The sequence below is a fragment of the Sphingobium phenoxybenzoativorans genome, assembly GCF_001757355.1.
GTDB classification, from domain to species: Bacteria; Pseudomonadota; Alphaproteobacteria; order Sphingomonadales; family Sphingomonadaceae; genus Sphingobium; species Sphingobium phenoxybenzoativorans.
This window is the reverse complement of sequence record NZ_MINO01000003.1, coordinates 119,479-143,225: the sequence shown is the minus strand read 5'-3', so window position 1 is coordinate 143,225 and position 23,747 is coordinate 119,479. Positions and strand designations below refer to the sequence as shown.

22 protein-coding genes are annotated in these 23,747 nt (G+C 59.4%); 9 read left to right on the top strand and 13 right to left on the bottom strand.

Annotated features, from left to right (window positions below; translation table 11 throughout):
• Positions 1-22: 22 nt before the first annotated feature.
• Genes BHQ40_RS03085 through BHQ40_RS03060 form a run of 6 tightly spaced genes read right to left on the bottom strand, consistent with a single transcriptional unit; the run spans position 23 to position 7,055 of the window.
• Entirely contained in the window at positions 23-1,348 is a 1,326-nt protein-coding gene (locus BHQ40_RS03085; RefSeq protein ID WP_171905741.1) for an MFS transporter, read from the bottom strand.
• Positions 1,338-1,883 (bottom strand): ureidoglycolate lyase, encoded by a 546-nt coding sequence (locus tag BHQ40_RS03080; protein WP_070152137.1) that lies wholly within the window; start codon positions 1,881-1,883, stop codon positions 1,338-1,340. The genes BHQ40_RS03085 and BHQ40_RS03080 overlap by 11 nt, the downstream gene beginning before the upstream one ends.
• Positions 1,884-1,897: 14 nt before the next feature.
• Positions 1,898-2,752, bottom strand: a complete 855-nt coding sequence (locus tag BHQ40_RS03075) for a hypothetical protein (protein WP_070152132.1) — start codon at positions 2,750-2,752, stop codon at positions 1,898-1,900.
• Positions 2,749-4,896: a TonB-dependent receptor gene (locus BHQ40_RS03070; RefSeq protein WP_083276660.1), complete on the bottom strand. Its 2,148-nt coding sequence runs from the start codon at positions 4,894-4,896 to the stop codon at positions 2,749-2,751. The genes BHQ40_RS03075 and BHQ40_RS03070 overlap by 4 nt, the downstream gene beginning before the upstream one ends.
• 39 nt (positions 4,897-4,935) lie before the next feature.
• Complete coding sequence (gene leuD / locus BHQ40_RS03065; RefSeq protein WP_070152126.1) at positions 4,936-5,598, bottom strand: 3-isopropylmalate dehydratase small subunit; 663 nt, start codon at positions 5,596-5,598, stop codon at positions 4,936-4,938.
• Positions 5,598-7,055: a 3-isopropylmalate dehydratase large subunit gene (locus tag BHQ40_RS03060; protein WP_070152123.1), complete on the bottom strand. Its 1,458-nt coding sequence runs from the start codon at positions 7,053-7,055 to the stop codon at positions 5,598-5,600. The genes leuD and BHQ40_RS03060 overlap by 1 nt, the downstream gene beginning before the upstream one ends.
• Positions 7,056-7,307: 252 nt before the next feature.
• On the opposite strand from BHQ40_RS03060, the gene BHQ40_RS03055 reads away from it, so the two are divergent.
• The gene (locus BHQ40_RS03055) at positions 7,308-8,072 is read left to right on the top strand and encodes a GntR family transcriptional regulator (protein ID WP_070152120.1); all 765 of its coding nucleotides are present in this window, start codon (positions 7,308-7,310) and stop codon (positions 8,070-8,072) included.
• Positions 8,073-8,091: 19 nt separating this feature from the next.
• Here BHQ40_RS03055 and BHQ40_RS03050 read toward each other — a convergent pair whose 3' ends face one another.
• Genes BHQ40_RS03050 through BHQ40_RS03035 form a run of 4 tightly spaced genes read right to left on the bottom strand, consistent with a single transcriptional unit; the run spans position 8,092 to position 11,529 of the window.
• A complete protein-coding gene (locus BHQ40_RS03050; protein ID WP_070152117.1) occupies positions 8,092-9,012 on the bottom strand; it encodes a polysaccharide deacetylase family protein in 921 nt (306 codons plus the stop codon).
• Positions 9,009-9,884: a polysaccharide deacetylase family protein gene (locus tag BHQ40_RS03045; protein WP_070152114.1), complete on the bottom strand. Its 876-nt coding sequence runs from the start codon at positions 9,882-9,884 to the stop codon at positions 9,009-9,011. Before BHQ40_RS03045 ends, BHQ40_RS03050 begins: the two co-directional genes overlap by 4 nt.
• Positions 9,884-10,570: an isochorismatase family protein gene (locus BHQ40_RS03040; RefSeq protein WP_070152111.1), complete on the bottom strand. Its 687-nt coding sequence runs from the start codon at positions 10,568-10,570 to the stop codon at positions 9,884-9,886. The genes BHQ40_RS03045 and BHQ40_RS03040 overlap by 1 nt, the downstream gene beginning before the upstream one ends.
• The gene (locus BHQ40_RS03035; protein ID WP_070152108.1) at positions 10,570-11,529 is read right to left on the bottom strand and encodes a hydroxymethylglutaryl-CoA lyase; all 960 of its coding nucleotides are present in this window, start codon (positions 11,527-11,529) and stop codon (positions 10,570-10,572) included. The genes BHQ40_RS03040 and BHQ40_RS03035 overlap by 1 nt, the downstream gene beginning before the upstream one ends.
• Before the next feature lie 71 nt (positions 11,530-11,600).
• Here BHQ40_RS03035 and BHQ40_RS03030 point away from each other — a divergent pair, with 71 nt between their 5' ends.
• Positions 11,601-12,749, top strand: a complete 1,149-nt coding sequence (locus BHQ40_RS03030; RefSeq protein WP_253183236.1) for a CaiB/BaiF CoA transferase family protein — start codon at positions 11,601-11,603, stop codon at positions 12,747-12,749.
• A 70-nt stretch (positions 12,750-12,819) separates the two neighbouring features.
• On the opposite strand, the gene BHQ40_RS03025 is transcribed toward BHQ40_RS03030, so the two are convergent.
• From BHQ40_RS03025 to BHQ40_RS03015, 3 genes are all read right to left on the bottom strand, one after another.
• Complete coding sequence (locus BHQ40_RS03025; RefSeq protein WP_070152102.1) at positions 12,820-13,824, bottom strand: isopenicillin N synthase family dioxygenase; 1,005 nt, start codon at positions 13,822-13,824, stop codon at positions 12,820-12,822.
• Positions 13,825-13,959: 135 nt separating this feature from the next.
• Positions 13,960-14,658 (bottom strand): histidine utilization transcriptional repressor HutC, encoded by a 699-nt coding sequence (hutC, locus tag BHQ40_RS03020; RefSeq protein WP_070152099.1) that lies wholly within the window; start codon positions 14,656-14,658, stop codon positions 13,960-13,962.
• Positions 14,655-16,019 (bottom strand): formimidoylglutamate deiminase, encoded by a 1,365-nt coding sequence (locus BHQ40_RS03015; protein ID WP_070152096.1) that lies wholly within the window; start codon positions 16,017-16,019, stop codon positions 14,655-14,657. Before BHQ40_RS03015 ends, hutC begins: the two co-directional genes overlap by 4 nt.
• 73 nt (positions 16,020-16,092) lie before the next feature.
• On the opposite strand from BHQ40_RS03015, the gene hutI reads away from it, so the two are divergent.
• The 7 genes from hutI (at position 16,093) to BHQ40_RS02980 (ending at position 23,639) form a co-directional block, all read left to right on the top strand.
• Complete coding sequence (gene hutI, locus BHQ40_RS03010; protein ID WP_070152093.1) at positions 16,093-17,292, top strand: imidazolonepropionase; 1,200 nt, start codon at positions 16,093-16,095, stop codon at positions 17,290-17,292.
• Positions 17,289-18,086, top strand: a complete 798-nt coding sequence (locus tag BHQ40_RS03005; RefSeq protein ID WP_216094846.1) for a phytanoyl-CoA dioxygenase family protein — start codon at positions 17,289-17,291, stop codon at positions 18,084-18,086. Before hutI ends, BHQ40_RS03005 begins: the two co-directional genes overlap by 4 nt.
• A complete protein-coding gene (hutH, locus tag BHQ40_RS03000) occupies positions 18,083-19,609 on the top strand; it encodes a histidine ammonia-lyase (protein WP_070152087.1) in 1,527 nt (508 codons plus the stop codon). The genes BHQ40_RS03005 and hutH overlap by 4 nt, the downstream gene beginning before the upstream one ends.
• A complete protein-coding gene (hutG, locus tag BHQ40_RS02995; protein ID WP_070152084.1) occupies positions 19,606-20,409 on the top strand; it encodes an N-formylglutamate deformylase in 804 nt (267 codons plus the stop codon). The genes hutH and hutG overlap by 4 nt, the downstream gene beginning before the upstream one ends.
• Positions 20,410-20,425: 16 nt before the next feature.
• The gene (gene hutU, locus BHQ40_RS02990; RefSeq protein WP_070152081.1) at positions 20,426-22,084 is read left to right on the top strand and encodes a urocanate hydratase; all 1,659 of its coding nucleotides are present in this window, start codon (positions 20,426-20,428) and stop codon (positions 22,082-22,084) included.
• A gap of 303 nt (positions 22,085-22,387) precedes the next feature.
• Positions 22,388-22,996 carry a flavodoxin family protein gene (locus BHQ40_RS02985; protein WP_070152078.1) on the top strand — a complete coding sequence of 203 codons (609 nt, stop codon included), beginning with the start codon at positions 22,388-22,390 and terminating at the stop codon, positions 22,994-22,996.
• 40 nt (positions 22,997-23,036) lie between these two features.
• Positions 23,037-23,639, top strand: a complete 603-nt coding sequence (locus BHQ40_RS02980) for a class I SAM-dependent methyltransferase (RefSeq protein ID WP_253183235.1) — start codon at positions 23,037-23,039, stop codon at positions 23,637-23,639.
• The last annotated feature ends 108 nt before the right edge of the window (positions 23,640-23,747 follow it).

The following is a 23,747-nucleotide window of genomic DNA, read 5'->3' as shown; positions in this document are numbered from 1 at the left end:
CAGGAGTCCGCCACCAGACGGATCAGGTTCGATCAAGCGTACGCTCCAGCGCCTGCACTTCGGTGCGGTAATGTTTCAGGCCAAGCCAGACCAACAGGATCGAGGGAATGCCGATCAACGACACATAGCCGAACAGCATAATCCCGATCGATTTCGGATCGCCGCTCATGTCGATCGCCCAGCCGACCAGGGGCGGACCGAAAAGCGGGCCGATCAGAGCAATGACCGTATTGTAGATCGCAAGCGATTGGCCCCGGATTTCGCCCGGCGTGATCAGCGCCATGGAGGACGGGCCTCCGGCGGTAGCAACGGACTTTCCGATGAATGCGATGAACATTAATATGACTGCGAGTTCAGCGGACGGCATGACCGGATAGAGCGCGCTGGCGGGGACACCGATCCACAGGCCCAGGATAAGCACCCGCATCGACCCGTCGACATGATGCTGCGCGAATTTGCGCTGCGCCCAGACAGCCAATGCCGTGCCAATTGGCCCCGCAGTGAAATAGAAGATGCCGGTGACTGCGCCGATCTCCGCGACATTCCAACCCCAAATCCTTTGGAACAGCGGGATATTCCAGAAAGCGAGCGTGCTGATCGCAAAGTTGCAGGACGAGCCAATGAATAGCGCGCCGAACCCGCGCCATCTTTTCAGAATATAGCTGAACGCACCGCCGAACCCCTGGGTTGGCGCAATCTTCTCGCGCCGTTCCGGCTCCCGCACCGTAAGCATTAGCGCGGCAAAGAGGAAACCGGGCGCTCCGACGAGCAGGAAGGCCATGTGCCACGGTTCCATTTCGCCCACGAAAGGAAAGTGCAAAGGACCCAGCGTTTCCAGCCAGCGCACCACCATGCCTCCGCCCAGAAAGGCCAGTCCAGCCCCCAGATAAGGTCCGGCCATGAACAGGCTAATTGCCCGCGCACGCTCCTTCCTGTCGAAATAGTCGCTAATGATGGATACCGCGCCGGGACTGACCACAGCCTCGCCTATGCCAAGCCCGAGACGGAAGATGAGCAGCAAGATGAAGGTGTTCACCAGACCGCTGCCCACGGTCATTGCGCACCATATGACGATACCGGCGATCAGCAGGAACTTGCGATTGGCGCGGTCGGCATACCAACCCAGCGGTATGCCGACGAGCACATGGAACAGGGAAAAAGCCGGGCCAAGCAAAAGCCCAACCTGAAAATCGCTGAGGTCCATCGATTTCTTGATGGGTTCGATCAGCAAGGTCAGAATGTAGCGATCGAGATAGGAAAGGATGAAGATCAACAGCAGAAGATACACGACATACCAGCGATATGCCGCGCCGCTTTTGGGCGTAATCATTTGTCCGTCAGCGTTCATAGGCGAAGCCAAAGCCCAGACGAGCCTTGAGGTTGCGCTTCTCCAGATCGGCGCCGATCGCCTCGTCATTCTCCTTCACTTCCAGATTTTCCTGGGTCTCGGCGCGGATGATGATGACGACGTCGGCTGCCTCGTCCGCCGGGAACGGAAATTCATGCCAAGTGCCAAGATGGAGCTGCGCGCCGCAGCTTCCGTCAAAATAGAAGGCGCGCACCGTGTCAGGGTCTGGCTGATTAGTCTCTGTTGGCGCGCCTAGAACAGCGATGAACGCGCTGCTGCCGAGAGGGAGGAACGTCTGGGTATGTTTGAAATGCCGTTCCATCCAGACGACTTCCGGGGCGCGGGCATGAATGCGGGCAACGCTCAGGCGAGTCTGCTCGTCGCTGACGAAACCGCCCGGCGCCCAAAGCTCAACCTTGTCGCCATAGAATTGGCCGATGCGGGAACCAACAGTCTCATCGACCCCCACCAACACGCCATAGGGCGCGAATGCCTCGCGCGTTGCCGGCTCAACCTTCAGGTTGCGAAATTCCATATTCTTTCAGTCCTTCATGCCGTGCGGGCATCGCCCAGCACATGCCCGATGCAGATTGCAACGCATCCGCCATCGCTGATCGCCTGGTTCTCGCTGACGATTTCCGCCTGGTTACGCCAAGCCAGAAATGCGTTCTCATGCAGACCGACAGGAACCGTCCCGCCCTTCCCGCGAATATCGAGCTTGAGGTCGCCCGATATCAGGAACAGCCAGCGCTTCACGTCGCCGTCGGGAGACGACACATGAACCGGTGCGCTCGATCCTGCGGGAATGTTGACCAGCGTCACAGCGGGAAGCGCGTCCTGCGCTGGTGACAATTCCTTGACCAGCCAGCCCGGCTGTTGCGGATGCGGCAGCCAAGACCGGTCCTGTGCGTTGAACAGGATCGGCGTGCTATTCACTTCCGGCGGCACTTCGCCCTCAAATTCCACATCGAAGGATTCTGTTGCCGCCTCCGGCTCATGAACATCCGTGCCCGGACCGCTGGTCCACACCAGAAATTTGGTGCCGGTTTCAGGACCCATATCCCGGTTGATGCCGTGCAGCGCCATCGGCGGATTTTCGAGATAGTGGTGCCGCGTCAGGCGAGTGGGCACCGGACCCCCTTCAGGGTCCGGCCAATAGAGCGCCGTCCAGTCTCCACCAAGCACATAGTGGCGTTCGTTCACGCTGCGGTGATAGTGGCGATGCCCATCGGTCGCCATGGCCCGGATCTTCTCCGTAAAGCCCGCGGGCCAGTAACTGATCCGCACAACGCCGCCGCCAGTGTCCTCGCGGGAAAGAAGAAGCTGCGTCTTCTTTCCCGGATTGCGAGGATCCTCCTCCACCGGCATCGTGTCAGTGTCGATGAGGACATAGTCAGAGGTCATAGCTTCACCTGGAATTCGACAAATACGGTGCGCGGCGCGCCGTAATATTGCGAAACATTGAGGGACGTGCCGTTAAAGTAGGTGGAGTCGGTAAGGTTCCGGCCTCCGACGGACACACGATATTTTCCTTCATCAAATTCCGCGCCGACATTCGCGCCCAACAATGAATAAGCGCCCTGCGAGGCCGATGACACGTTCGACGGATCGGTCGTATATGCGCTGGTGTGGACATTGTTGATGTTCGCAAACAACTCCGTGCCGCTGGCGAGCATGTAGCGATATTCGCCGCCAACGGAGAACTGGAACTCCGGCGTCAGCCGCGGGCGCCGGCCGGCCGCAGAACCTGACAGGGTTTCCGCGTCCAGATAACCGCCGCTCGCGAACAGCGACAGGCCGCGGGTGAGCCGTGCTTCCATTTCGACCTCCACGCCCTTGAACGAGAAGTCGGTGGCCGTCACATTGTAAGGCACGGCGGTCGATTGCGTCTGCATATTGTTATATTTGGTGTCGAACGCCGCGACGTTCAGACGAAGACGACGCGCGAACCATTCGGACTTGATGCCGATTTCGTTGTTCTTGGCCGTTTCCGCTCCGGTGTTTCCGAACACCACCTGAGCCACGCGCGGCGAGGCATAGGTGCTGGAGAAGCTGCCCGGCCGATAGCCCGTCGAGTGCGAGGCGTAGACCATGACATCGGGCGTAAACGCATAGTCGATGCCGAACTTGTATGTGCCCTTCGTTTCAGAGAATGACGCTGTTCCGGTGAGGAAAGGCGTTCCCCCACCTATGGGGAACACGACGCGGTCGATCCAGCGCTTCTCCTTGCTGATGCGGCCGCCGACTTCCAGGTGAAGGCCGTCAATCAACTCATAGTTCAGGTTGGCGAAGGCGGCGTAGCTGTCGGCCTTCTGCGTGTCGTCGACATTATGAGTGGTGTAGAGATTGGCGTCGTGGTCGATCTTCTCGCGGAAATAGACGAGGCCCGCGACCCAACTGAAGCGGCTTTCCGTGTTCGAGGTGATCTGCAGCTCTTGCGAGAACTGGTTCTGCTTCTTCAGATCGCGCAGTAATACGCCCTGACCAGGAAGGCGGGTCTGATCGATCACGTCCAGCGAGTCCAGCTCACGATAGGCCGTGATCGATTTGATGACCGCCGGACCGGCGTCATATTCCACGCGCAAGCTGTTGCCCCATGAATGCGCATAGCCCAGCGGCACGATGTTGATGCCGGTTTTGTACGGCGAGCCGAAACGGGGGACGCACGCCGCCACTGCCGGGGCGCAGGTGCCGCCGGTGGGTGATGAAATGCGTGTCGGGATCGTCGAACCGGAGTCATCATTGGTGATATCGGCGACGAAATTGATGCGCCATGCATCACCGGGCGTCCATAGGAGCGAGAAGCGGCCGCTCTGGCGGTCTATGCCGTTGCCACGCTGGCCATCATCCACACCGTTCGCGTCGACGCCGATCATGTAGCCGGTCTGACTGCGGGACGAGAGGTCAACCTTCATCGCCAACTCGCCCGGAATCAAGGGGATCGATGCGCCAAGGAGCACATCGCGGCGGTCATAATCACCCAGAGCAGCGCGGCCGGTGAAATGAGCGTCGTTCAAGTCAGGGTTTTTGCTGACATATTTAATCGCGCCGACGGTTGAATCGCGCCCATAGAGGGTGCCTTGCGGACCGCGCAGAATTTCGACGCGCTCCAGGTCGAGCAGATCGACCAGCGATCCCTGAAGGCGCGGCATATATACGTCGTCCACATATACACCGACCGGGTTGGCAAGGTTGAATCCCAGCGCATTGTTGCCGATGCCGCGGATGAACACCGACGCCGCGCCAGCGCCCGCGCCAGTCTGAATGATCTGCACGTTCGGGGCCCGGCCGGACAGGTCGATGGTGTCCAGCGTTCCCAACTGCTGAAGCATCGCGCCGCTAAGCGCGGTGATTGCGATTGGCGTATTTTGCTGATTTTCGGATACGCGCCGCGCCGTAACCGTGATTTCCGAAAGACCTCCATCGTCTTCGTTGGAAGCCGTGGCGGCGGCTTCGCTTGTTTGCGCTCCCGACTGTGCGAAAGCATAGTGCGGCGCGCTCGCAAGCAGCATTGCCGTCAGCAGTGAACCAGTTTTCCGTAGATGCATATCGTGTCACCTCCACTGTATCTGATGTTTTGTTCCCAATCAGTTCGTTATTTGCTCCTTTGCGGAGTCTTCCCTTCCTTGTTCCAAGTAGATCCAGGGCCGCCTGAGCCGGTCGGCGGCTCTTGCCCGGTCGATCGCGTCCCGCCTGGTCAGCGTCAGTTCGATTGCGTCCATGCCGCCGAGCAGCATCTCCTGCGCTTCGTCATCGATCTGGAATTGCCAGAGATCGCTCTGAGCAGTGCTGACTGTGCAGCGCTGAAGGTCGACTGTGACCTGCTGGTTTGCGGGCCAATGGCCGAGTGATGCCGCTATGCGTGCGATGGCGTCACAGCCCAACTCCACGGGGACAATGCCGTTATTCACGCAATTGCCGCGGAAAATGGGATTGAAGGATTCGGCGATGATGGCGCGGAATCCAAATTCGGCCAGCGCCCAGACTGCGTGTTCTCGGCTGGAACCGCATCCGAAATTCGCGCCCGACAGGAGGATGCGGGCAGGCGCGAAACGCGGATCGTTCAGGATGAAATCCGGGTCAGGTTCCCGCGAACTCACGCCGGAATAGCGCCAACCCGCGAACAGTCCGTCCGCCAGCCCCGTTTTCGTTACAGACCGCATCTCGCGAGAGGGGATGATCGCGTCCGTATCGATATTGTCGCGCAACAATGGTGCGGCGATGGCCGTCAGGGTTGTGAACGGTTCCATCACGCGAACCCCCGCGGATCGGCGATCGCGCCCATGACTGCAGAGGCGGCCACGGTTTCCGGTGATGCGAGATGGGTTCGCGTTTCGGGACCTTGCCGGCTTTCGAAATTGCGATTGGTTGAACTGATGACGCGTTGCCGGTGGCCGAAGCTTTCTCCGCCCGCGTAAAAGCACATCGAGCAGCCGGACTCGCGCCACTCAAACCCGGCATCGAGGAATATTTGGTCCAACCCTTCATCTTGGGCCTGCTCACGGACGCGCGTCGATCCGGGGACGCAGATGGCGGTGACGCCTGGTGCGATCTTTCGTCCAGCCAATATCTTCGCTGCTCTACGCAGGTCGGAAATACGGCTGTTGGTGCAGGATCCGATAAAGGCGGCGTCGATGGGCAGGCCGATCATCGGTTTGGCCGGGGCAAGATCCATATAGGCAAGCGCCCGGTCATAGAGTTCGCGCGGATCACGCGCCGCAACATCCGCAAAATGGGGTATGCTTGCGTCGAGTGGGACTGCCTGCTGTGGGCTGATGCCCCACGTCACCATGGGGGTTACTTCTGCGGCATCGATCCGATGTTCGGCATCGAATGTCGCGTCCTCATCGCTGCGAAGTTCTTTCCAGGACGCTATCGCCGCAGCCCAATCCGCGTCGCCGGGCGCATATGGGCGGCCTTTCAGGAATGCGAAAACCTTGTCGTCGGGCGCAATTATCGCGGAGAAAGCGCCAAATTCGGTCGCCATGTTGCAAAGGGTGAGACGCGCTTCCACGTCGAGTGCGGTGACGGCCGTCCCAGCATATTCGACGATGTGGCCTGCGCCACCAGCGGACCCGAAACGATGCAGCAGATACAGCGCCAGATCTTTGGCGGTCACGCCCGCCGCCAGCACGCTGTCGATGGTTATACGCATCGTCCGGGGACGCTTCACCCGCAGCGTGGATGTGGCAAGCGCATGCTCGGCGGCGGTTGATCCTATGCCCCAAGCAAGCGCGCCCAATGCGCCTTGTGAACAGGTATGGCTATCCGGACAGACTAGGGTTGTCCCAGGCAGGACTATTCCAAGTTCTGGTGAAATAACATGGCCGATCCCCTGGTCCGGATCGCCAAGATCGAACAGGGTAATGCCCGCGCGGGTGGCAAACTCCCGCGTGGCGACGATGAAGTCTGTACCGGTCGGCATGCTGGTGGCGTCTGTCCGCCCCGGAAGCGTATCGACAACATGATCCATCGTCACAAATACCTGCGACGGGGCCAGCACCTCCCGCCCGGCAGCGGCCAGGCTTTTTAGCGCAATCGCCCCGGTGCGCTCATGCAGCAGGACCCGGTCGATCAGAATAAGGTCGGTTTCAGAATTGATTTCCGCCGCCTGGTGGATTGTCCAGATTTTGTCGAACAGCGTCCTTCCCGCCCGATTTCCGGGCGCGGTTTCCTTTTCGATCAAATTTCCGGCGCTGTGTTCCATTGTCCCCCTGAGCGGCTTTGGGGTGCCCCATCGCTGCTTTAGAATCGCTTATTTGGTATATAAGTAGTACAATATAATTGTTATATAGATAGCACAATACATAAATGTGCAATCTTTGCCGGGTGGTTTTAGGCAGGCGGAGCCCGCCACCAGCCGGCTTCACGAACAGTGCGTCATGCGAACTACGAATTGTTATATGTTGTGACTCAGTGCTATGCGCGAGCGGGGCAACAATGAGTGAGAGGGGGATCGATGCCTAAACGGGCCGATGAGGTGACCGCTGGCGTCGACAGGCATCAGCCGGTGCCGCTCTATCATCAGATATTTCTTCAGCTTCGCGGCGAAATCGCCACGGGGGAACGGGAAGTCGGGTCACGGCTGCCGACGGAACAGGAATTGTCGGACAGCTTCGGCGTGTCCCGCATCACCGCGCGGCGGGCGCTGGATGAACTGGCTCAGGCCGGGCTTGTCGCGCGCAAGCAGCGGGTCGGCACCATCGTCACGTTCCGGCCGCCTGCAAAACCAATTGAAGGCGATATCGACCAAGCGCTGGAATCGTTGATTGCATTCGGCCGCAATACGCAGGTCAAACTGATTGATCTGGAAACGGTCCCGGCCGCGCCGCCGATGGATGCGACCCTTGATGTCGCGCCGGGCGCGGACCTTGTGCGGGCTGTTCGTGTCCGCTGGCAGGATGATGCGCCGCTCGGCCATTTCGTGACGCATGTGCCGGGCGCCTTGGGGGTGAAGCTGACACGCGCTGCGCTAAGAAAAACGCCGATGCTTGCGTTGATAAGGGAAGCGGGCATCCGTATCGGCGCGGCGGAACAGACGATTTCCGCTACGCTGGCCGACGCTGCATTTGCATCACTGCTTCAAGTGGATATCGGATCGGCGTTGTTGAGGGTCAACCGCACCGTCTATGACGCAAACAAACGGCCGATCCAGCATGTCCAGGCGCATTTCCGCCCGGATCGTTATCAGATACGGCTGGACCTTCACGGCGTAACCGTCTGAACGCATCAGGCAAGGCGCGCTAGGCCGGGGCCAGCGCGTCTGCAATCTCGCCAGTCGTGTGGAATGCGGTATCCGGTTGCGCCGCGAGCCAGCCGAGCAGCCGTTCAAATGCGCCCATGCGGTATGGCAGTCCCATAATATAAGGGGTGACATTGATCGGCAGCATTCGCCCGCCAAATATTTTTGCCTCCGCCGTCAAAAATGCGTGCGCATCCTGCATCTGTTGAACCCACGAGTCGGCTGAGTTCTGCTGGACTGTAATGATCTGGCGGTCCGACAATTCATGATTGACCGGTATGTTGATCAGGTCGCCCGCTGCCGTCGTAAAGCGATAGGGCAGTTCATCATTCACCCAGTCGCACATGTAGGAGACGCCGGCTTCCGCCAGAAGCCGGGCGGTGTTGAACGATTGCGATCGCGCGATCGACATCCAGCCACGCGGCCGCGCGCCGCTTGCCGTTTCGAGGGCATCGAGCGACGCTGTGATCAGAGCGTGTTCTTCGTCCTCGGCAAGCCCAGTGGCGATGGCGCCATTCATGTCTGTTGAGTGGGCGATGATTTCATGGCCAGCGTCAACAATGTCTGCGATTATTTGCGGATAGCGTTCCCCGATGGCGCTGTTTGCCGCAACGGACACCTTTGCTCCAGACTTCGCGAATGCATCAAGCATGCGGTAGAATCCGACCCGAGTGCCATATTCCCGCGAGGTGTAATGGCGATAGTCGGGATAGGGCGTGACCATATGGCCCGGCGCGCGGAACGGCTTGTCGGCCGGAAGGATCGGGAACCATTCCAGATTGACAACAATCGCTACCGCGACACTCTTGCCTGATGGCCAGGCGATCGGTGGCCGGTCAAACAGGCTGGCATAGCCATAATAATCATGGTCCATCCCCTGTCTGCGCAGCGGATATTCCAGATATTCGGGTTCCAGGCTCATGCCGTCACCTCACGCATATAGTGGTCTGCAATGTCGCCGCTGCGGGTTATCCAAGCGCGGCCATCAGCAGCGATATGTTTGAGCACCTCCTCAAAAGGGCCGATCCTATGTGGTTGTCCGATCAGATAGGCATGGAGAGGAATGCACATCACCGTGCCGCCTTCATCCGCTAGCCTCTGATATTGCCGGATCAGCGTGTCGGCATATTCGCGGGGACTCATATTATAAACGAAGAAGCCGTAATGATCGTTGACCTCCAGGCTGTAGGGCATGGAGATCAGCCGCCCCTGCTTCACATGGACCTCGCCAGGCTGATCGTCGTGATAGAGGTCGCAGGTGTAGCTGAGACCATATTCGGCGATAAGATCAAGCGTGCGCGGAGTATGGGTCAAGGCGGGGGCAAGCCATCCCTTGATCGTCTGACCGGTCGCATCGCGCACGGTCTTGATCGAATCCTCGATCAGCGCACGCTCCTGCGCTTCGTCCATGCCGTAGCTGTAGCGGGTGTTGTAAATGCCGTGGCTGAAGAATTCCCAGCCCCGCGCATTGGCGTCCTCCACAATCTGCGGAAGATGCTGGCACATTGCGACTGACAGGCTGACCGATCCGGGGAAGCCGTGTTTTGTCATCACTTCCGCCATGCGCCAGTGGCCGACGCGATTGCCATAGTCCCGATGGCTGTAGCCGACGACATCGGGATGCGGCTTCGTCCAGCTTTTGCGGTGCGGGTTGGCGGGCGGATCAAGCTCATAAAATTCGATATTGGGCGATACCCACACCGCCACCTGTTTTCCATCCGGCCAATTCAGCTTGGGCCGCCCGCGATAGGGGCGGAAGTCGTAAAGGCTGGGATCTTTCTCGCCCTCGCGCATTAACGAGCCTCCAGCCAATCAATCACCGTCTGCACCGGCTCGACATCGGCATATTTGAGCTGAAGGTCGGTCAGATTGGCGAAGTGATAGCTTTCATGCTTGTCCGCGCAGGTCTCGATCGGGACGATGGTGCGATAGCCGCGGCTCAAGCTGTCCACCGCTGTAGCCCGGACGCACCCGGACGTGGAGCCGCCTGTCACTACCACCGTGTCGACCTTGTGCCAGACCAGCAGGCTTTGCAGGGGCGTTTCAAAAAAGGCCGACGGCATGCGCTTGGTATAGATCGCATCCTTTGCCTCATCGATCTCGCACCGGTCGTCAAAGGCATGGCGGCGGGAATTGATCTTGATATTCTGCAGGCTGTCAGGCGTATTGGTGCGCGTACCCCATATGCCTGCATCGCTCGCGTCATCCATATAGGCGACATGAGTCCAGACGACGGGCATGCCTTTCGCGCGAGCGAGGCGAGAGATTGTGTTGGCATGGGCGATCTGCAACGGGTCGGTTTCGTAAGCCGTCTTGAACTCGTCGATCCGCGTATAGGCATTCTGGAAGTCGACATTCACGATTGCGAGTTTTTCACCAAAGCCGAACTTGGAGCGCGCAGGGTTCGCCATGACTTCCTCGAAGATCTGGCGCGCTGTCTTTCCGTCTGAAATCATTCTCGTGCCCACGATCTGGCTCATCACACATACTCCATCTGCTTCGGGGGCGCGAAGCCCAGGGGCAATCCAGCGTCCGGCAGAAAACCGTACATATCCTCCTCCGGCAGAGCGGCCGAGACGATCTCCCGCACTTTCAGAAGTCTTTCAATATCGATGCCCGTCCGAAGCCCCATCGCTTCCAGCATGAACACCAGATCTTCGGTGACGATATTGCCGCTGGCGCCTGGCGCAAACGGACATCCGCCTATCCCGCCGAGCGATGAGTCCAGCGTAGTAAGGCCGGCCTCAAGCGCTGCGAGCGCATTGGCGAGTCCAAGACCGCGCGTGTTGTGGAGGTGGATGCCCGTAAGCGCTGCATCGCCGACGACATTGCGAACAAGGGTTATCAGCCGTTTCACCGCCGCAGGGTCCGCATAGCCGGTGGTGTCCGACAGGCCCACTTCATCGCAGCCCGCGTCCATAAGAGCAGCGGCAAGCCGCGCGATCTGCGCATCGGGAATTGCGCCCTCCAACGTGCAGCCAAATACGGTCGACAGGCTGCCTTCAAAATGCGGGCGACGGTTTACGGGCTGCGCACGGATAAGGCCGGCAATGGACACAGCTTCGTCGATCACCTGTTCGTGAGTGCGGCGAAGATTGGCGAGGCTGTGCGTTTCCGATACCGATAATGGCAAGGTAATCTTGTCGGCGCCTGCGGCGATCGCTGCCTCCGCGCCACGCGCATTGGGCACAAGTACGGCAACAGTCAGGCCGGGGATCGTCTTTGCATGGGCGACGATTTCTGCGGTGTCGGCGAGTTGCGGGAGCAGCTTGGCGGGAACGAAGCTGCCCACCTCAATCTCCCGTAGACCTGCGTCCGCTGCGGCAGAGATCCAGGCTTTCTTCGCTTCCGTCGGCATGATCGAAGGGATGCTTTGCAGGCCGTCGCGTGGCCCTACCTCGCTTACCAATATATCGATGCCGGCAGTGTGATGACTCATATTCTCGCCCTTGCTTATTTGTATTACTTATATATCAAAATGGCCAAATGTCGAGTAGGAGTCTCAAGAAGGTGACGACAGAAAATTTGCCGCTGGCCGGTATCCGGGTGGTGGAATTCTCTCATATGGTCATGGGACCATCGGTGGGGGTGATCCTTGCCGACCTTGGCGCCGATGTCGTGAAGGTGGAGCCGGAAGGTGGGGACAAGACGCGTAGCCTGCTTGGCTCAGGCGCTGGATATTTCCCGATGTTCAACCGTAACAAGCGCAGTATTTGCCTCGATCTGAAATCGGAAAGCGGCCTGGAGACTGCGCGCAAGCTCGCCTTGCGCTCCGATATCCTGATCGAGAATTTTCGTCCGGGAACCCTTGCCAAGCTGGGGCTGGGTTATGATTCGCTGTCGGCGGAAAATCCCGGTCTCATCTATTGTTCGGCCAAGGGGTTCCTCAACGGACCCTATGAGCACCGTACCGCGCTGGATGAAGTTACGCAGATGATGGGTGGCCTTGCCTATATGACCGGTCCTCCCGGACGGCCGCTGCGCGCAGGCTCCTCTGTTGTGGATATCACCGGCGGCATGTTTGGCGTGATCGGGGTGCTGGCTGCGCTGGAGCGCCGGCACAGGACGGGCAAGGGCGGAGAGGTCAAGTGCGCTCTGTATGAAACGACCGCATTCCTGGTCGGCCAGCATATGGCGCAAAAAGCCGTCACAGGACAGGCAGCGCAACCCATGCCTGTGCGAATCTCCGCCTGGGCGATATATGATGTATTCGAAACTTTGCGGGATGATGAGCAACTGTTCGTAGGAGTCGTGAGCGACAGCCAGTGGCGGCAGTTTTGCGATGCGTTTGCACTGCAGGATTTGGGCGAAAACCCCGATTATGCGCTGAATAATCAGCGGGTGCTGGCCCGCGACATCATTCTGCCACAGGTGCGTGCGTTGTTCAGGGCGATACCCCGCGAAACTCTGATCGCGAAGTTAGACGGGTTGGGACTGCCATTCGCACCGATCGCGCGGCCCGACGAATTGTTTGATGACCCGCACCTTACAGCGTCCGGTGGTCTGATGGACGTAACCCTTCCAGGTGGTGAGGCAACCCGCCTGCCGGGCCTGCCGATCGAACTCGACGGACAACGCATGGGGCTGCGGCACGATATCCCTCTGGCGGGTCAGCATGCGGATGCGATCCTGTATGAAATCGATCATTCAGATAGATAGCCGCCGCTAGCTTTTTTGCTTTTAAGTGCGCGGCCCATTTGGGCCCGTCGTCGCCGGAACATCGGGGGGCTTATGCTTTCGCTTGAGCCTCATGGAGTCCGAAGGAGTCCAGCGGCACGGCGTTGTGGAGGGCCAGTTCGCCGTTTGCGATCTTGCGCTTCAGGTAGGCGAAGGTTTGCGCGGTCTGGTTGTAGAGATGTTCGCCACCCTTCAATGGCGGATATTTCGGTGCTTCGCCCTTCACCATTGGCGTAATCACATGATCATAATCGCAGGAGAAAAAGAGCGGAAAGGAATAGCGTTCCTCTTTCACCTTCTTCACCCGATGTTTTGTCGCGACATATCGGCCGTTCGACATGATCTCCATCATATCGCTGATGTTCATGATCATCATATTTTCGATCAACGGCACGTCGGCCCATTTTCCTTGCTTATTGATGACCTGGAGGCCCGGCGCGGTCGCGAATAGCAGGGTGAAGCATTCATAATCCGTGTGTGCCCCGATACCCGGCCGATCCTTTGCATCCGGATCGAAAGGGTAATGAATGAGCCGGAGTTGGCTTGGCGGATGCTGGAGGTGCGCATCGAAATGAGTCTCCTCCAGTCCAAGCGCTAGTGCGAAGGCGCGAAAAAGCTGATGCCCAATAGCCTTGATATGCTGATAATAGGCAAGCACATCCTCCCGGAAACCGGGCATATCGGGCCACAGATTAGGACCCAATAACGGCCGGCGTCCCTCCGCCAACGGATAGTCATAGTTGACGTCAAAGGCTTCCTTTAAATCGTAACCGCCGCCGCCAAACTGCTCCTCACCGATGGGGACGTAGCCGCTATGGTTCTCCGAATAGCCGATATAGCTGCGCATCTTCGTGTCGATATCGGCGGCGAAATAGTGTTTCGCTGTGTCGACCAGCCTGCGAAAGATGTCGGTGTCGAACTGCGCGCTTTTGATGTAAAGGAAGCCAGCCTCTACGCAGGCCTTGTCGAGATCGCGGGCCACCTGCAACCGCTCCTCGAAACTGTCGCTGCCGATATTCGAGATGTCGACAAGAGGAAGGGCATATTGCTGCGTCATTGCACCTCATTCGTTGCCGGACATCGCGCGGCAAGGGCGCTTATGGCTTCTATTGAATTCATGCCAAGATCCATGTGCAACCCGACTGGAACAACCAGAGTCACAACGCTGCCGGAGCTGTAAATGCGATAATGTCTATGCAATGAAGCGTGCGGTCAACGCATGATTTCCGGGATATATCTGCCGGACATAGGTGATGCGTTCGGTGGTGCGCCAAGTCCAGCGTTCGATCGACAGGCAGGCGCTACCGGCTGGCAGGTCAAGCTGTGCCGCCTGTTCATCCGTTGCCATGACAGCCGTGATGCGGTGTTCGGCGTCTGTCCATGGGACATGCCGTAGCAGCCAGCGTCCCGGACTTTCGCAAGAAAAATCCATTTGGCGCGCGGCGGGCACCATTCCTAGATTTATGAGACGCTCCTCCAGAGCGAAAGGCTTGCCATCGGCATAATGCAGGCAGGTGATCGCCAATATATCGCCAGACTGCATGTCAAGCAGGATAAGTTCCTGCTCGTGCGCTTCTCGCGCCATACACGCACGGATGTCGAGGCTGTGCAGGTAGCCTTGACCTTCGATCTCGGCGGCGATGTCTGGAATATTCAGGGCAGCGCGATGGACAGTAGGGGCGGCAACGAAGCTGCCGGCGCGTTTGCGCCGTTCGACAAGGCCACGCTCTACGAGCGTGGCAATCGCCTTGCTTACCGTCATCCGCGAACAGCCATAATCGGCCATGATTTGATGCTCCGGCGGGATGCGATGCCCGGCCTCCCAGGCGCCCGACATGATTTGCGCCTCAATATCCTGCCGGATGCGGTCGTGGAGCGAGGCTCGCTTCATGCCAACAGCACACCCAGCGCCCGGCGATAGCGTGCGGCGATGGCATCACGTGCGACATGGCGGCCTCCCTCAACCAACCGGTCGCCGCGCCGCCATACGCCATCGATGGCGGATTTGCCCGCCACGAAAATCAGGCCGTCGAGCAGCGCGTCGTCTGTCCGCCCAGCGAGCGATGGATGGTCGTGGTTGAGCGTCAGGAAATCCGCCGCATTACCAAGCGCAAGACCGGCCGATGCGCCGAGCGCCTGCGCCCCTCCCGTTAACGCTGTACGAAACAGCGCGCTGCCGGTGGAGCCTCCCGGGGGACTGAAAATATTGCGGCCGTGCGCAAAAAGCCGCTGGCCATATTCTAGCAGGCGCAACTCCTCCGTCGCATCGATCAGGACGTTGGAGTCCGATCCGATGCCCCATATTCCGCCTTCTTGCATGAATTGTTGCGCCGGAAACAAGCCATCGCCAAGATTGGCTTCTGTAATAGGGCATAGTCCCGCCACTGCGCCGCTTGCCGCCATCATCTGTGTTTCGGTTGGCGTCATGTGCGTTGCGTGGACCAAGCACCAGCGCCTGTCGACCGGCATGTTGTCGAGCAGCCATTCGACTGGCCGCGCCCCACTCCATGCCATGCAGTCCTCCACCTCCCGGACCTGCTCAGCAACATGGATATGGATAGGACCCTGCGTCAGAGGCGTCAGCAGGGCGAGTTCGTCAGGAGTGACTGCGCGCAGGCTATGCGGAGCGATCCCAAGTACGGCATCCGGCAGTGTCCCGATCAGTGCAGCCATCCGGTCCAGCAGGGCGGCAAAGCTGTCGGGACTATGGATGAAGCGTCGCTGACCCTCGCCGGGCACCTGTCCACCAAAGCCGGAGTGCGCATAGAAAACAGGCAAATGGGTGAGGGCGATCCCACTTTCCGCGGCGGCGGCGATGATCGCGACGCTCATTGTCGCAGGGTCGCCAAAGGGGGCGCCGTCCCGATCGTGATGCAGATAATGGAATTCACCAACACGCGTGAAACCAGCCTCCAGCATCTCAATATAGGCGAGCGCGGCAACGGCCTGCAGGAGGTCAGGCGTCAGACGGTCGATAAAGCGATACATCGTCTCCCGCCAGGTCCAGAAACCATCGTCCGCTGGCCCGCGTTTCTCCGCCAGTCCCGCCATGCCGCGCTGAAAGGCATGGCTGTGCAGGTTGGGCAGGCCGGGTAGCGCTATGGCGTGACGCTCGTCCTCGGGGCCTGGGGACCGAGCCGGCAAGATCGCGCTTATCATGCCATCGCGGATTTCCATCCGTACGCTGTTTGCCCAGCCGGAGGGCAGCAAAGCCGTTGCGAAATGAAAGCTGCCGTCGGCCTGTCCGGTCATGGATATATCTCCCGCGTTTATGTCTATACATTATTGGAGATCGGTGCAATGTTCCGTGACAGGGAGATTCGGCATGCGGTGCGATCGGCTCTGGAAGGATGCGCGGCTGGCGACGATGGCCGGGGAGGGGCTTGGCGTTGTCGACCATGGCATCGTTGCCGCGAAAGACGGCTATATCCTCTATGCTGGTCCTGCCTGCGATGCGCCCGTGCTGGAGGCGAGTGAGACGGTGGATTGTGAAGGGCGATGGATCACGCCCGGCCTGATAGATTGTCACACGCATCTGGTGCATGCCGGGGATCGCGCGCAGGAATTCGAGCTGCGGTTGGCCGGAGCATCCTATGAGGAGATTGCGCGGGCAGGCGGCGGCATCGTTTCGACGATGAAGGCTACCCGCGCCGCGAGCGAAGCGGAGCTTGTGCAGAGCGCGCTTCCACGCCTTGATGCGCTGATTGCGGAAGGCGTGACGACGGTTGAGATCAAGTCCGGATACGGGCTGACCCGCATTGACGAAATGAAGATGCTGAACGCTGCGCGTCAACTGGGCGTGGAGCGCCATGTACGGGTTGCCACCACTTTTCTTGGCGCTCATGCCTTGCCGCCCGAATATGCGGATGATGCTGACGGTTATATCACCGCCATATATGAAGATATGCTGCCCGCCCTCGCTGCAGCGGGGTTGGTCGATGCAGTCGATGCCTTTTGCGAAGGAATCGGTTTCACCAATGCGCAGGTGGGGCGTGTATTTGATGTCGCCCGGAACCTTGGCCTCCCGGTCAAGCTCCACGCGGAACAGCTTTCCAATCAGCATGGCGCGCGCCTTGCAGCGGAGGCTGGGGCGCTTTCTGCCGATCATCTGGAGTATCTGGATGCGGCTGGCACAGCCGCTATGGCACGCAGCGGTACGGTCGCCACATTGCTGCCCGGCGCATATTATTTCACGCGGGAACAGCAACTGCCTCCGATAGGCGATTTGCGCGCTGCAGGCGTGCCGATTGCGCTTGCGACCGACTGCAATCCCGGCACCTCGCCGCTTACTTCGCTTTTGCTGGTCATGAATATGGGTGCGACGCTATTCCGGCTGTCAGTTGAGGAATGTTTGCTTGGCGTAACGCGCAACGCCGCGCGCGCCTTGGGCATAAACAGCGAAACCGGCACTATCGAGGCAGGCAAAAGCTGCGACCTTGCTATCTGGAATATCGATCGCCCCGCGGAGCTTGTCTATCGCATGGGCCTGAATCCGCTTCACGCCCGGATATGGAAGGGTCAATGAGCGACCTTGCGACCGCCTTTGCCAGAGATGGCGCTGTCCTCGTGCAAGGCGCATTGACATCTGCCGAGGTGGAACGGCTCGCAGCGGGCATAGACGCCAATCTTGCGACGCCTTCGCCTCGCGCTCTGATCGCCAGCAAGCCGGATGATCCCGGCCAGTTCGTGGAGGATTTCCGATGCTGGCAGGATAACGCAGCCTATCGGGAGATTATTTTTACGTCCCGCTTGGGAGAGATCGCGGCTGGTCTAATGGGTAGCCGCACCGCGCGCCTGCATCATGACCATATGCTGACCAAACTGGCGGGCACACGGCAGGCAACGCCCTGGCATCAAGATCAGCCCTATTATAATATCGCAGGCCGCCAGAATGTCAGTTTCTGGATCCCGGTTGATCCCGTCCCGCGCCAAGCCAGCCTGGAATTTGTTGCAGGATCGCATCTTGGTCCCTGGCTGATGCCGCGCAGCTTCATGGACAAACAGGCGAAATGGTTTCCCGAAGGCACGCTGGCGGAGCTGCCTGATATCGACGCTGAACCTAGCGCATATGACGTTCTGGGCTGGGCGGTGAGACCGGGTGACGCCATCGCCTTTCACATGCTCACTCTGCACCGGGCGCCGGGATCGGCAGCGTTGCGGCGAGTCTTTTCTGCGCGTTTCATTGGGGATGACGCGCGCCATGCCGTCCGCGATTGGGCGACCTCTCCGGATTTTCCTGACTTGTCGGAGACGCTGCCGGACGGCGCGCCGTTCGACGGGCCGCTTTTCCCCCTGATCTGGCCGGAGATTGACAAGTGAGCGTGAAGCTGAAGCCCGGCGCGGCGACACTGGACCAGTGGCGGGCCATTTATCGTGGGGCAGAACTCTCGCTCGATCCCGCGTGCGCGCCGCTTGTTGCGTCGAGCGCGGCCGCCGTGGACCGCATCCTCAGCCGCGGTGTGCCGGTATATGGCATCAACACCGGCTTTGGAAAACTTGCTAGCGTGCGTATTGGCGACGAGGATCTAGCGACCCTCCAGCGCAATATCGTGTTGAGCCATGCCGCAGGCACGGGCGATCCTTCGCCCGCGCCCATCGTCCGACTAATGATGGCGTTGAAGCTCGCCAGCCTCGCCCAAGGGGCATCGGGTGTGAAGCCGGAGACGGTGGCGATGCTGGAGGCGATGCTGCGCCATGGCTTGACTCCAGTGGTGCCGTCGCAAGGTTCGGTCGGCGCAAGTGGCGACTTGGCTCCACTAGCGCATATGGCCGCGACAATGATCGGCGTGGGTGAAATACAGGTGAATGGGCGGCATATGCCCGCCGCTGCTGCGCTGGATGGCGCCGGTCTTATTCCGCTTACGCTTGGTCCCAAGGAAGGTTTGGCGTTGCTCAATGGCACGCAATTCTCAACCGCCAATGCCCTTGCTGGATTATTCGAGACCGAACGGCTGTTCCAATCTGCGCTCATAACCGGGGCGTTGGCGACAGAGGCGGCGAAGGGATCGGACACGCCATTCGATCCGCGCATTCATGCCCTGCGCCGCCAGCCAGGTCAGATCGAGACGGCCGAAGCGCTGCGGCGGCTGATGGCGGGATCCGCAATTCGCGCCAGCCACCTCGATGGGGATGCGCGCGTGCAGGACCCATATTGCCTGCGTTGTCAGCCCCAGGTGATGGGCGCGGTGCTAGACCTGCTGCGGCAAGCTGCAACGATGCTGGAGATTGAGGCAAATGGTGTTTCCGACAATCCGTTGATCTTCCCCGACACTGATGAAGCGTTATCGGGCGGCAATTTCCATGCGGAGCCTGTCGCTTTCGCGGCTGATATGCTGGCGCTGGCCATTTGCGAGATCGGTTCGATCACCGAGCGGCGCATCGCCATGCTGGTCGATCCGGCGCTTTCGGGCCTGCCCGCATTCCTGACTCCCAGGCCTGGTCTCAATTCCGGGTTCATGATCCCGCAGGTTACAGCGGCGGCACTTGTTTCGGAAAACAAGCAGCGCGCTACCCCGGCGAGCATCGATTCCCTGCCAACCTCGGCTAATCAGGAGGATCATGTGTCGATGGCGGCGCATGGCAGCCGCCGCTTGCTTGATATGACGACCAATGCCACCGCGATAGTCGGTATCGAATTGCTGGCGGCGGTGCAGGGGTGCGATTTCCACGCGCCTCTGCAGTCGAGCGATGCGCTGGAAAATGCCCGCGCCTGTCTGCGTACCGAGATCCCGATGCTGGAGGACGATCGTCATTTCCACCCGGATATGGAAGTGGCGAACGGACTGGTGCGTTCCGGTAGATTGGTCGCGGCGGTGGGGATGGACCTGCCGGGCCTGCAATGACCGGCTGGATCGATATCCAACGCGGAGACGCACCGCTGGTGATCGGTATTCCGCATAGCGGCACGGATATTCCCGCTGATCTTGAGGCGCGTTTCGTTTCACCCTGGTTGGCGCGCAGGGATACCGACTGGTGGGTCGACCGGCTCTATGACTTTGCCGCGGACATGGGCGCAACCACGGTGCGCACCCGTATATCGCGCAGCGTGATTGACGTGAACCGCGATCCTTCCGGGCATTCGCTATATCCCGGACAAGCGACGACCGAACTTTGCCCGACTACCTGCTTCAACGGCGATCCACTGTATATCGATTTGCCACCTGATGACGCGGAGATCGCTTTGCGCCGCGCGCAATGGTTTGACCCCTATCACACTGCTCTGAAAGGTGAGATCGAGCGGTTGTGCAGAATCCATGGCAAGGTCGTTCTGTATGATGCTCATTCCATCGTCAGCCTTGTGCCGCGCCTTTTCGACGGCGAATTGCCGGTATTCAATATCGGTACTGACGGTGGCGCGACCTGCGATGCTGCGCTGGAGGCGGCTATCCTCTCTGCGGCGAAAGCGACTGGGCGTAGCCATGTGCTGAACGGCCGTTTCCGGGGCGGGTGGACCACCCGCCACTATGGCCGCCCGGAAGATGGCGTTCACGCCATCCAGATGGAACTGGCGATGCGCGCATATCTGGAGGAACCGGCTGCACCGTCGCCGGATAATTGGCCTGCTCCCTTCGACCCTTCCACCCCGCTGATGGCGGATCTGAAAACGATCATCGCCACCTGTATCGCCTTCGCCAGCATCTGAGCCAGGAATCCTTGCCATGACCCGCCTCGACAATAGCCGCATCATCAAGCCCGCGACCGGACCGAACCTGTCGGCGAAAAGCTGGCTGACCGAAGCGCCTTTGCGCATGTTGATGAACAACCTTCATCCCGATGTCGCTGAGCGGCCGGAGGAACTGGTGGTTTATGGCGGCATTGGCAGGGCCGCGCGCGACTGGGAAAGCTATGACCGGATTGTTCAGACGTTGCTGCGCCTGGAAGATGATGAGACGCTGCTGGTTCAGTCCGGCAAGCCGGTCGGCGTATTTCGCACCCATGTGGATGCGCCCCGCGTTCTGATCGCCAATTCCAATCTGGTGCCGAAATGGGCGGACTGGGACCATTTCGCTGAACTCGATCGCAGGGGTCTGGCCATGTATGGACAGATGACCGCGGGCAGTTGGATTTATATCGGCACACAGGGGATTGTGCAGGGTACCTATGAAACCTTTGTGGAGATGGGACGGCAGCATTATGGCGGAGACTTGTCGGGTCGCTGGCTGCTGACGGCGGGGCTGGGCGGGATGGGCGGTGCGCAACCGCTTGCCGCCGTGATGGCGGGCGCCTCCTGCATTGCGATCGAATGCCAGCCGAGCCGGATCGAGATGCGATTGCGTACCGGTTATCTCGACCGTTCGACTGACAGCATCGATGAGGCTGTGGAGATTGTCAGTTCGGCGAAAGAGCCTGTTTCGGTCGGCCTGCTGGGCAATGCAGCGGAGATATTGCCGGAAATATTTGCGCGGGGAATCCGGCCTGATCTGCTGACCGATCAGACCAGCGCGCATGATCCGGTAAATGGCTATCTGCCTGCAGGCTGGACCGTTGCCCAATGGATCGACCGGCGCGCACGCGAGCCGGAGGCGGTTGCAAAAGCGGCTAAGGCGTCGATGGCCGTGCATGTCCGCGCCATGCTCGATTTTCAGGCGGCGGGCGTGCCAACCGTCGATTATGGCAACAACATACGCCAAGTCGCAAAGGATGAGGGTGTCGCCAATGCCTTCGATTTCCCCGGCTTCGTGCCTGCCTATATTCGTCCGCTCTTTTGTAGGGGGATCGGTCCGTTTCGCTGGGCCGCGCTGTCGGGGGACCCGGAAGATATCTACAAGACCGACGCCAAGGTGAAGGAACTGATGCCAGATGACGCGCATCTCCATCGCTGGCTCGACATGGCGCGAGAGAAGATACATTTTCAAGGGTTGCCTGCGCGTATTTGCTGGGTGGGCCTGGGCGATCGGCATCGCCTAGGCCTGGCCTTCAATGAGATGGTGGCCAATGGGGAGTTGAAGGCCCCTGTTGTCATAGGTCGCGATCATCTGGACAGCGGATCGGTCGCCAGCCCCAATCGCGAGACGGAGGCGATGCGAGATGGTTCAGACGCCGTATCGGACTGGCCTTTGCTCAATGCGCTGCTCAACACGGCAAGTGGGGCTACCTGGGTATCGCTGCATCATGGCGGTGGCGTCGGCATGGGATATTCGCAGCATTCCGGGATGGTCATTGTTGCCGATGGGACAGAGGCAGCGTCACGCCGATTGGCGCGGGTGCTTTGGAATGATCCGGCAACTGGCGTAATGCGTCATGCCGACGCTGGTTATGACATTGCGCTTGACTGCGCGCGAAACACGGGACTGGATCTGCCCGCCATATTGAGGTGAGCCGTCGTATGTGGCCTGCCCTTGTCTAACCTAGATATCCCAGACAGGGTGAAGGTTCGCGACGGTAGTCACAACTCCGCCTCCGAAAATCAATTTTGCGCCATTAGCCAATGAAAAGTCGGGGATATTCTTCAGCCATTCATCAAGCGAATGGAAAGTTCGGCGCGGGCCAGATTTGCGCCGGCGCATATATGATTGCCCTTACTGAAGCCGATCTGAAACTCAAGTCGGCGTCAAAGAGTTCTCATAGGAGTGAACGGATGATCGCATTTGCGCGGTAGCCGACGGCGAAGGAGACGATCGATGCCGCTCAAGGCCCTTGCTCTCAATTGCACCCTAAAGGCCGACATAGACGAAGCGAGTTCCACCGATGCAATGATCGCGGTCCTGAAAGCGGCCTTTGCCGACAATCATGTGTCACTCACCGAAACAATCCGGGTTGCCGCGCTCGACATCAAGCCAGGCGTGACTTCGGACGAGGGCGAGGGGGATGCATGGCCAAGGCTACGCGAGACAATTCTTGCACACGACATAGTCATTTTCGGCGGCCCGATCTGGATGGGGCAGATATCGAGCGTCGCCAAGTGCGTTCTTGAGCGAATGGACGCGTTCTTGAGTGAAACCGACGATGCAGGCCGCATGCCGAGCTATGGTAAGGTCGCCGTCGCAGCTGTCGTCGGCAATGAAGACGGTGCCCATTTTTCTTGTGCGCAACTGTTCCAGGCGCTGAACGATGTCGGTTGGACCATCCCAGCGGTCGCCGCCTGCTACTGGGTCGGTGAAGCTATGGGGTCTACAGATTTCAAGGATCTGAAGGAGACGCCGGACAAGGTCACACAGACCGCAAAGATGGTCGCTGCTAATGCCGCCCATCTTGCCTGTCTGCTCCAGTCAAAGCCCTACCCCGGATGACGCGAAATTTGGCTATTTTGATTGGCTGGAGGAGGATTGCGTGAAACATACCGGTTGGGTCGCCGCAACCGAGTTCGTCCGGCGTCCGTCAATGGTCGGCTCGGCCTTTCCGGCAACTGCAAGAATGGTGCGCCACATGCTTGCACCCATTAATTGGTCAGATATCCGGCTTTTCGTTGAATATGGCCCAGGCAGCGGCCGGTTCACTTTCGCGATCCTGGAACGACTACCTGGCGATGCCAAGCTTCTCGCCGTTGAGACCGGCGAAGCGTTCGTCACGAAGCTGCGTCAAACATGCCAGGACCCTCGCCTCATCCCAGTCGAAGGCTCGGCGAGAGATGTGAGGCGCCACCTTCGCGATAAGGGATTGGGGCAGGCTGACTGCATATTGTCGGGGCTGCCCTTTTCAATGCTCGACAAGGACGAGGCCGAGATGATCATGTTTGAGACAAGCATGGCGCTGAAGCCGAATGGGCTTATTGCCGCCTATCAGATGCGCACAGCGATCCGCCCTCTCATCGATCGTCATTTCACAAAGGTGCGCCACGGTTTTGAGTGGTGGAATATTCCACCGTGCCATCTCTATTGGGCAAGCGGATTGAGAAACGTCGAAAGCCTAAATGGTGAGAGGCTTCCGCGCTAACCCTGAGTTTCGGCACAATCCTTGGCGGCAACGAGAGCGTCGCCACGCCCATCGACATCATTTTATCATTGCCGATTTTACGGTCGCGAAAGCGGAAAGTCAGGTTCG

Bases quoted from the DNA above. Each gene is read 5' to 3' on its own strand.
- BHQ40_RS03050 (WP_070152117.1), bottom strand. From the start codon at position 9,012: ATGAGCCTGGAACCCGAATATCTGGAATATCCGCTGCGCAGACAGGGG.
- BHQ40_RS03015 (WP_070152096.1), bottom strand. From the start codon at position 16,019: ATGACCGGACAGGCCGACGGCAGCTTTCATTTCGCAACGGCTTTGCTG.
- hutI (WP_070152093.1), top strand. From the start codon at position 16,093: ATGCGGTGCGATCGGCTCTGGAAGGATGCGCGGCTGGCGACGATGGCC.
- BHQ40_RS03075 (WP_070152132.1), bottom strand. From the start codon at position 2,752: ATGACCTCTGACTATGTCCTCATCGACACTGACACGATGCCGGTGGAG.
- BHQ40_RS03055 (WP_070152120.1), top strand. From the start codon at position 7,308: ATGCCTAAACGGGCCGATGAGGTGACCGCTGGCGTCGACAGGCATCAG.
- BHQ40_RS02985 (WP_070152078.1), top strand. From the start codon at position 22,388: ATGCCGCTCAAGGCCCTTGCTCTCAATTGCACCCTAAAGGCCGACATA.
- hutC (WP_070152099.1), bottom strand. From the start codon at position 14,658: ATGAAGCGAGCCTCGCTCCACGACCGCATCCGGCAGGATATTGAGGCG.
- BHQ40_RS03085 (WP_171905741.1), bottom strand. From the start codon at position 1,348: ATGAACGCTGACGGACAAATGATTACGCCCAAAAGCGGCGCGGCATAT.
- BHQ40_RS03060 (WP_070152123.1), bottom strand. From the start codon at position 7,055: ATGGAACACAGCGCCGGAAATTTGATCGAAAAGGAAACCGCGCCCGGA.
- BHQ40_RS03045 (WP_070152114.1), bottom strand. From the start codon at position 9,884: ATGCGCGAGGGCGAGAAAGATCCCAGCCTTTACGACTTCCGCCCCTAT.
- BHQ40_RS03025 (WP_070152102.1), bottom strand. From the start codon at position 13,824: ATGACGCAGCAATATGCCCTTCCTCTTGTCGACATCTCGAATATCGGC.
- leuD (WP_070152126.1), bottom strand. From the start codon at position 5,598: ATGGAACCGTTCACAACCCTGACGGCCATCGCCGCACCATTGTTGCGC.
- BHQ40_RS03035 (WP_070152108.1), bottom strand. From the start codon at position 11,529: ATGAGTCATCACACTGCCGGCATCGATATATTGGTAAGCGAGGTAGGG.
- hutG (WP_070152084.1), top strand. From the start codon at position 19,606: ATGACCGGCTGGATCGATATCCAACGCGGAGACGCACCGCTGGTGATC.
- BHQ40_RS03040 (WP_070152111.1), bottom strand. From the start codon at position 10,570: ATGAGCCAGATCGTGGGCACGAGAATGATTTCAGACGGAAAGACAGCG.
- hutU (WP_070152081.1), top strand. From the start codon at position 20,426: ATGACCCGCCTCGACAATAGCCGCATCATCAAGCCCGCGACCGGACCG.
- BHQ40_RS03070 (WP_083276660.1), bottom strand. From the start codon at position 4,896: ATGCATCTACGGAAAACTGGTTCACTGCTGACGGCAATGCTGCTTGCG.
- BHQ40_RS03005 (WP_216094846.1), top strand. From the start codon at position 17,289: ATGAGCGACCTTGCGACCGCCTTTGCCAGAGATGGCGCTGTCCTCGTG.
- BHQ40_RS03080 (WP_070152137.1), bottom strand. From the start codon at position 1,883: ATGGAATTTCGCAACCTGAAGGTTGAGCCGGCAACGCGCGAGGCATTC.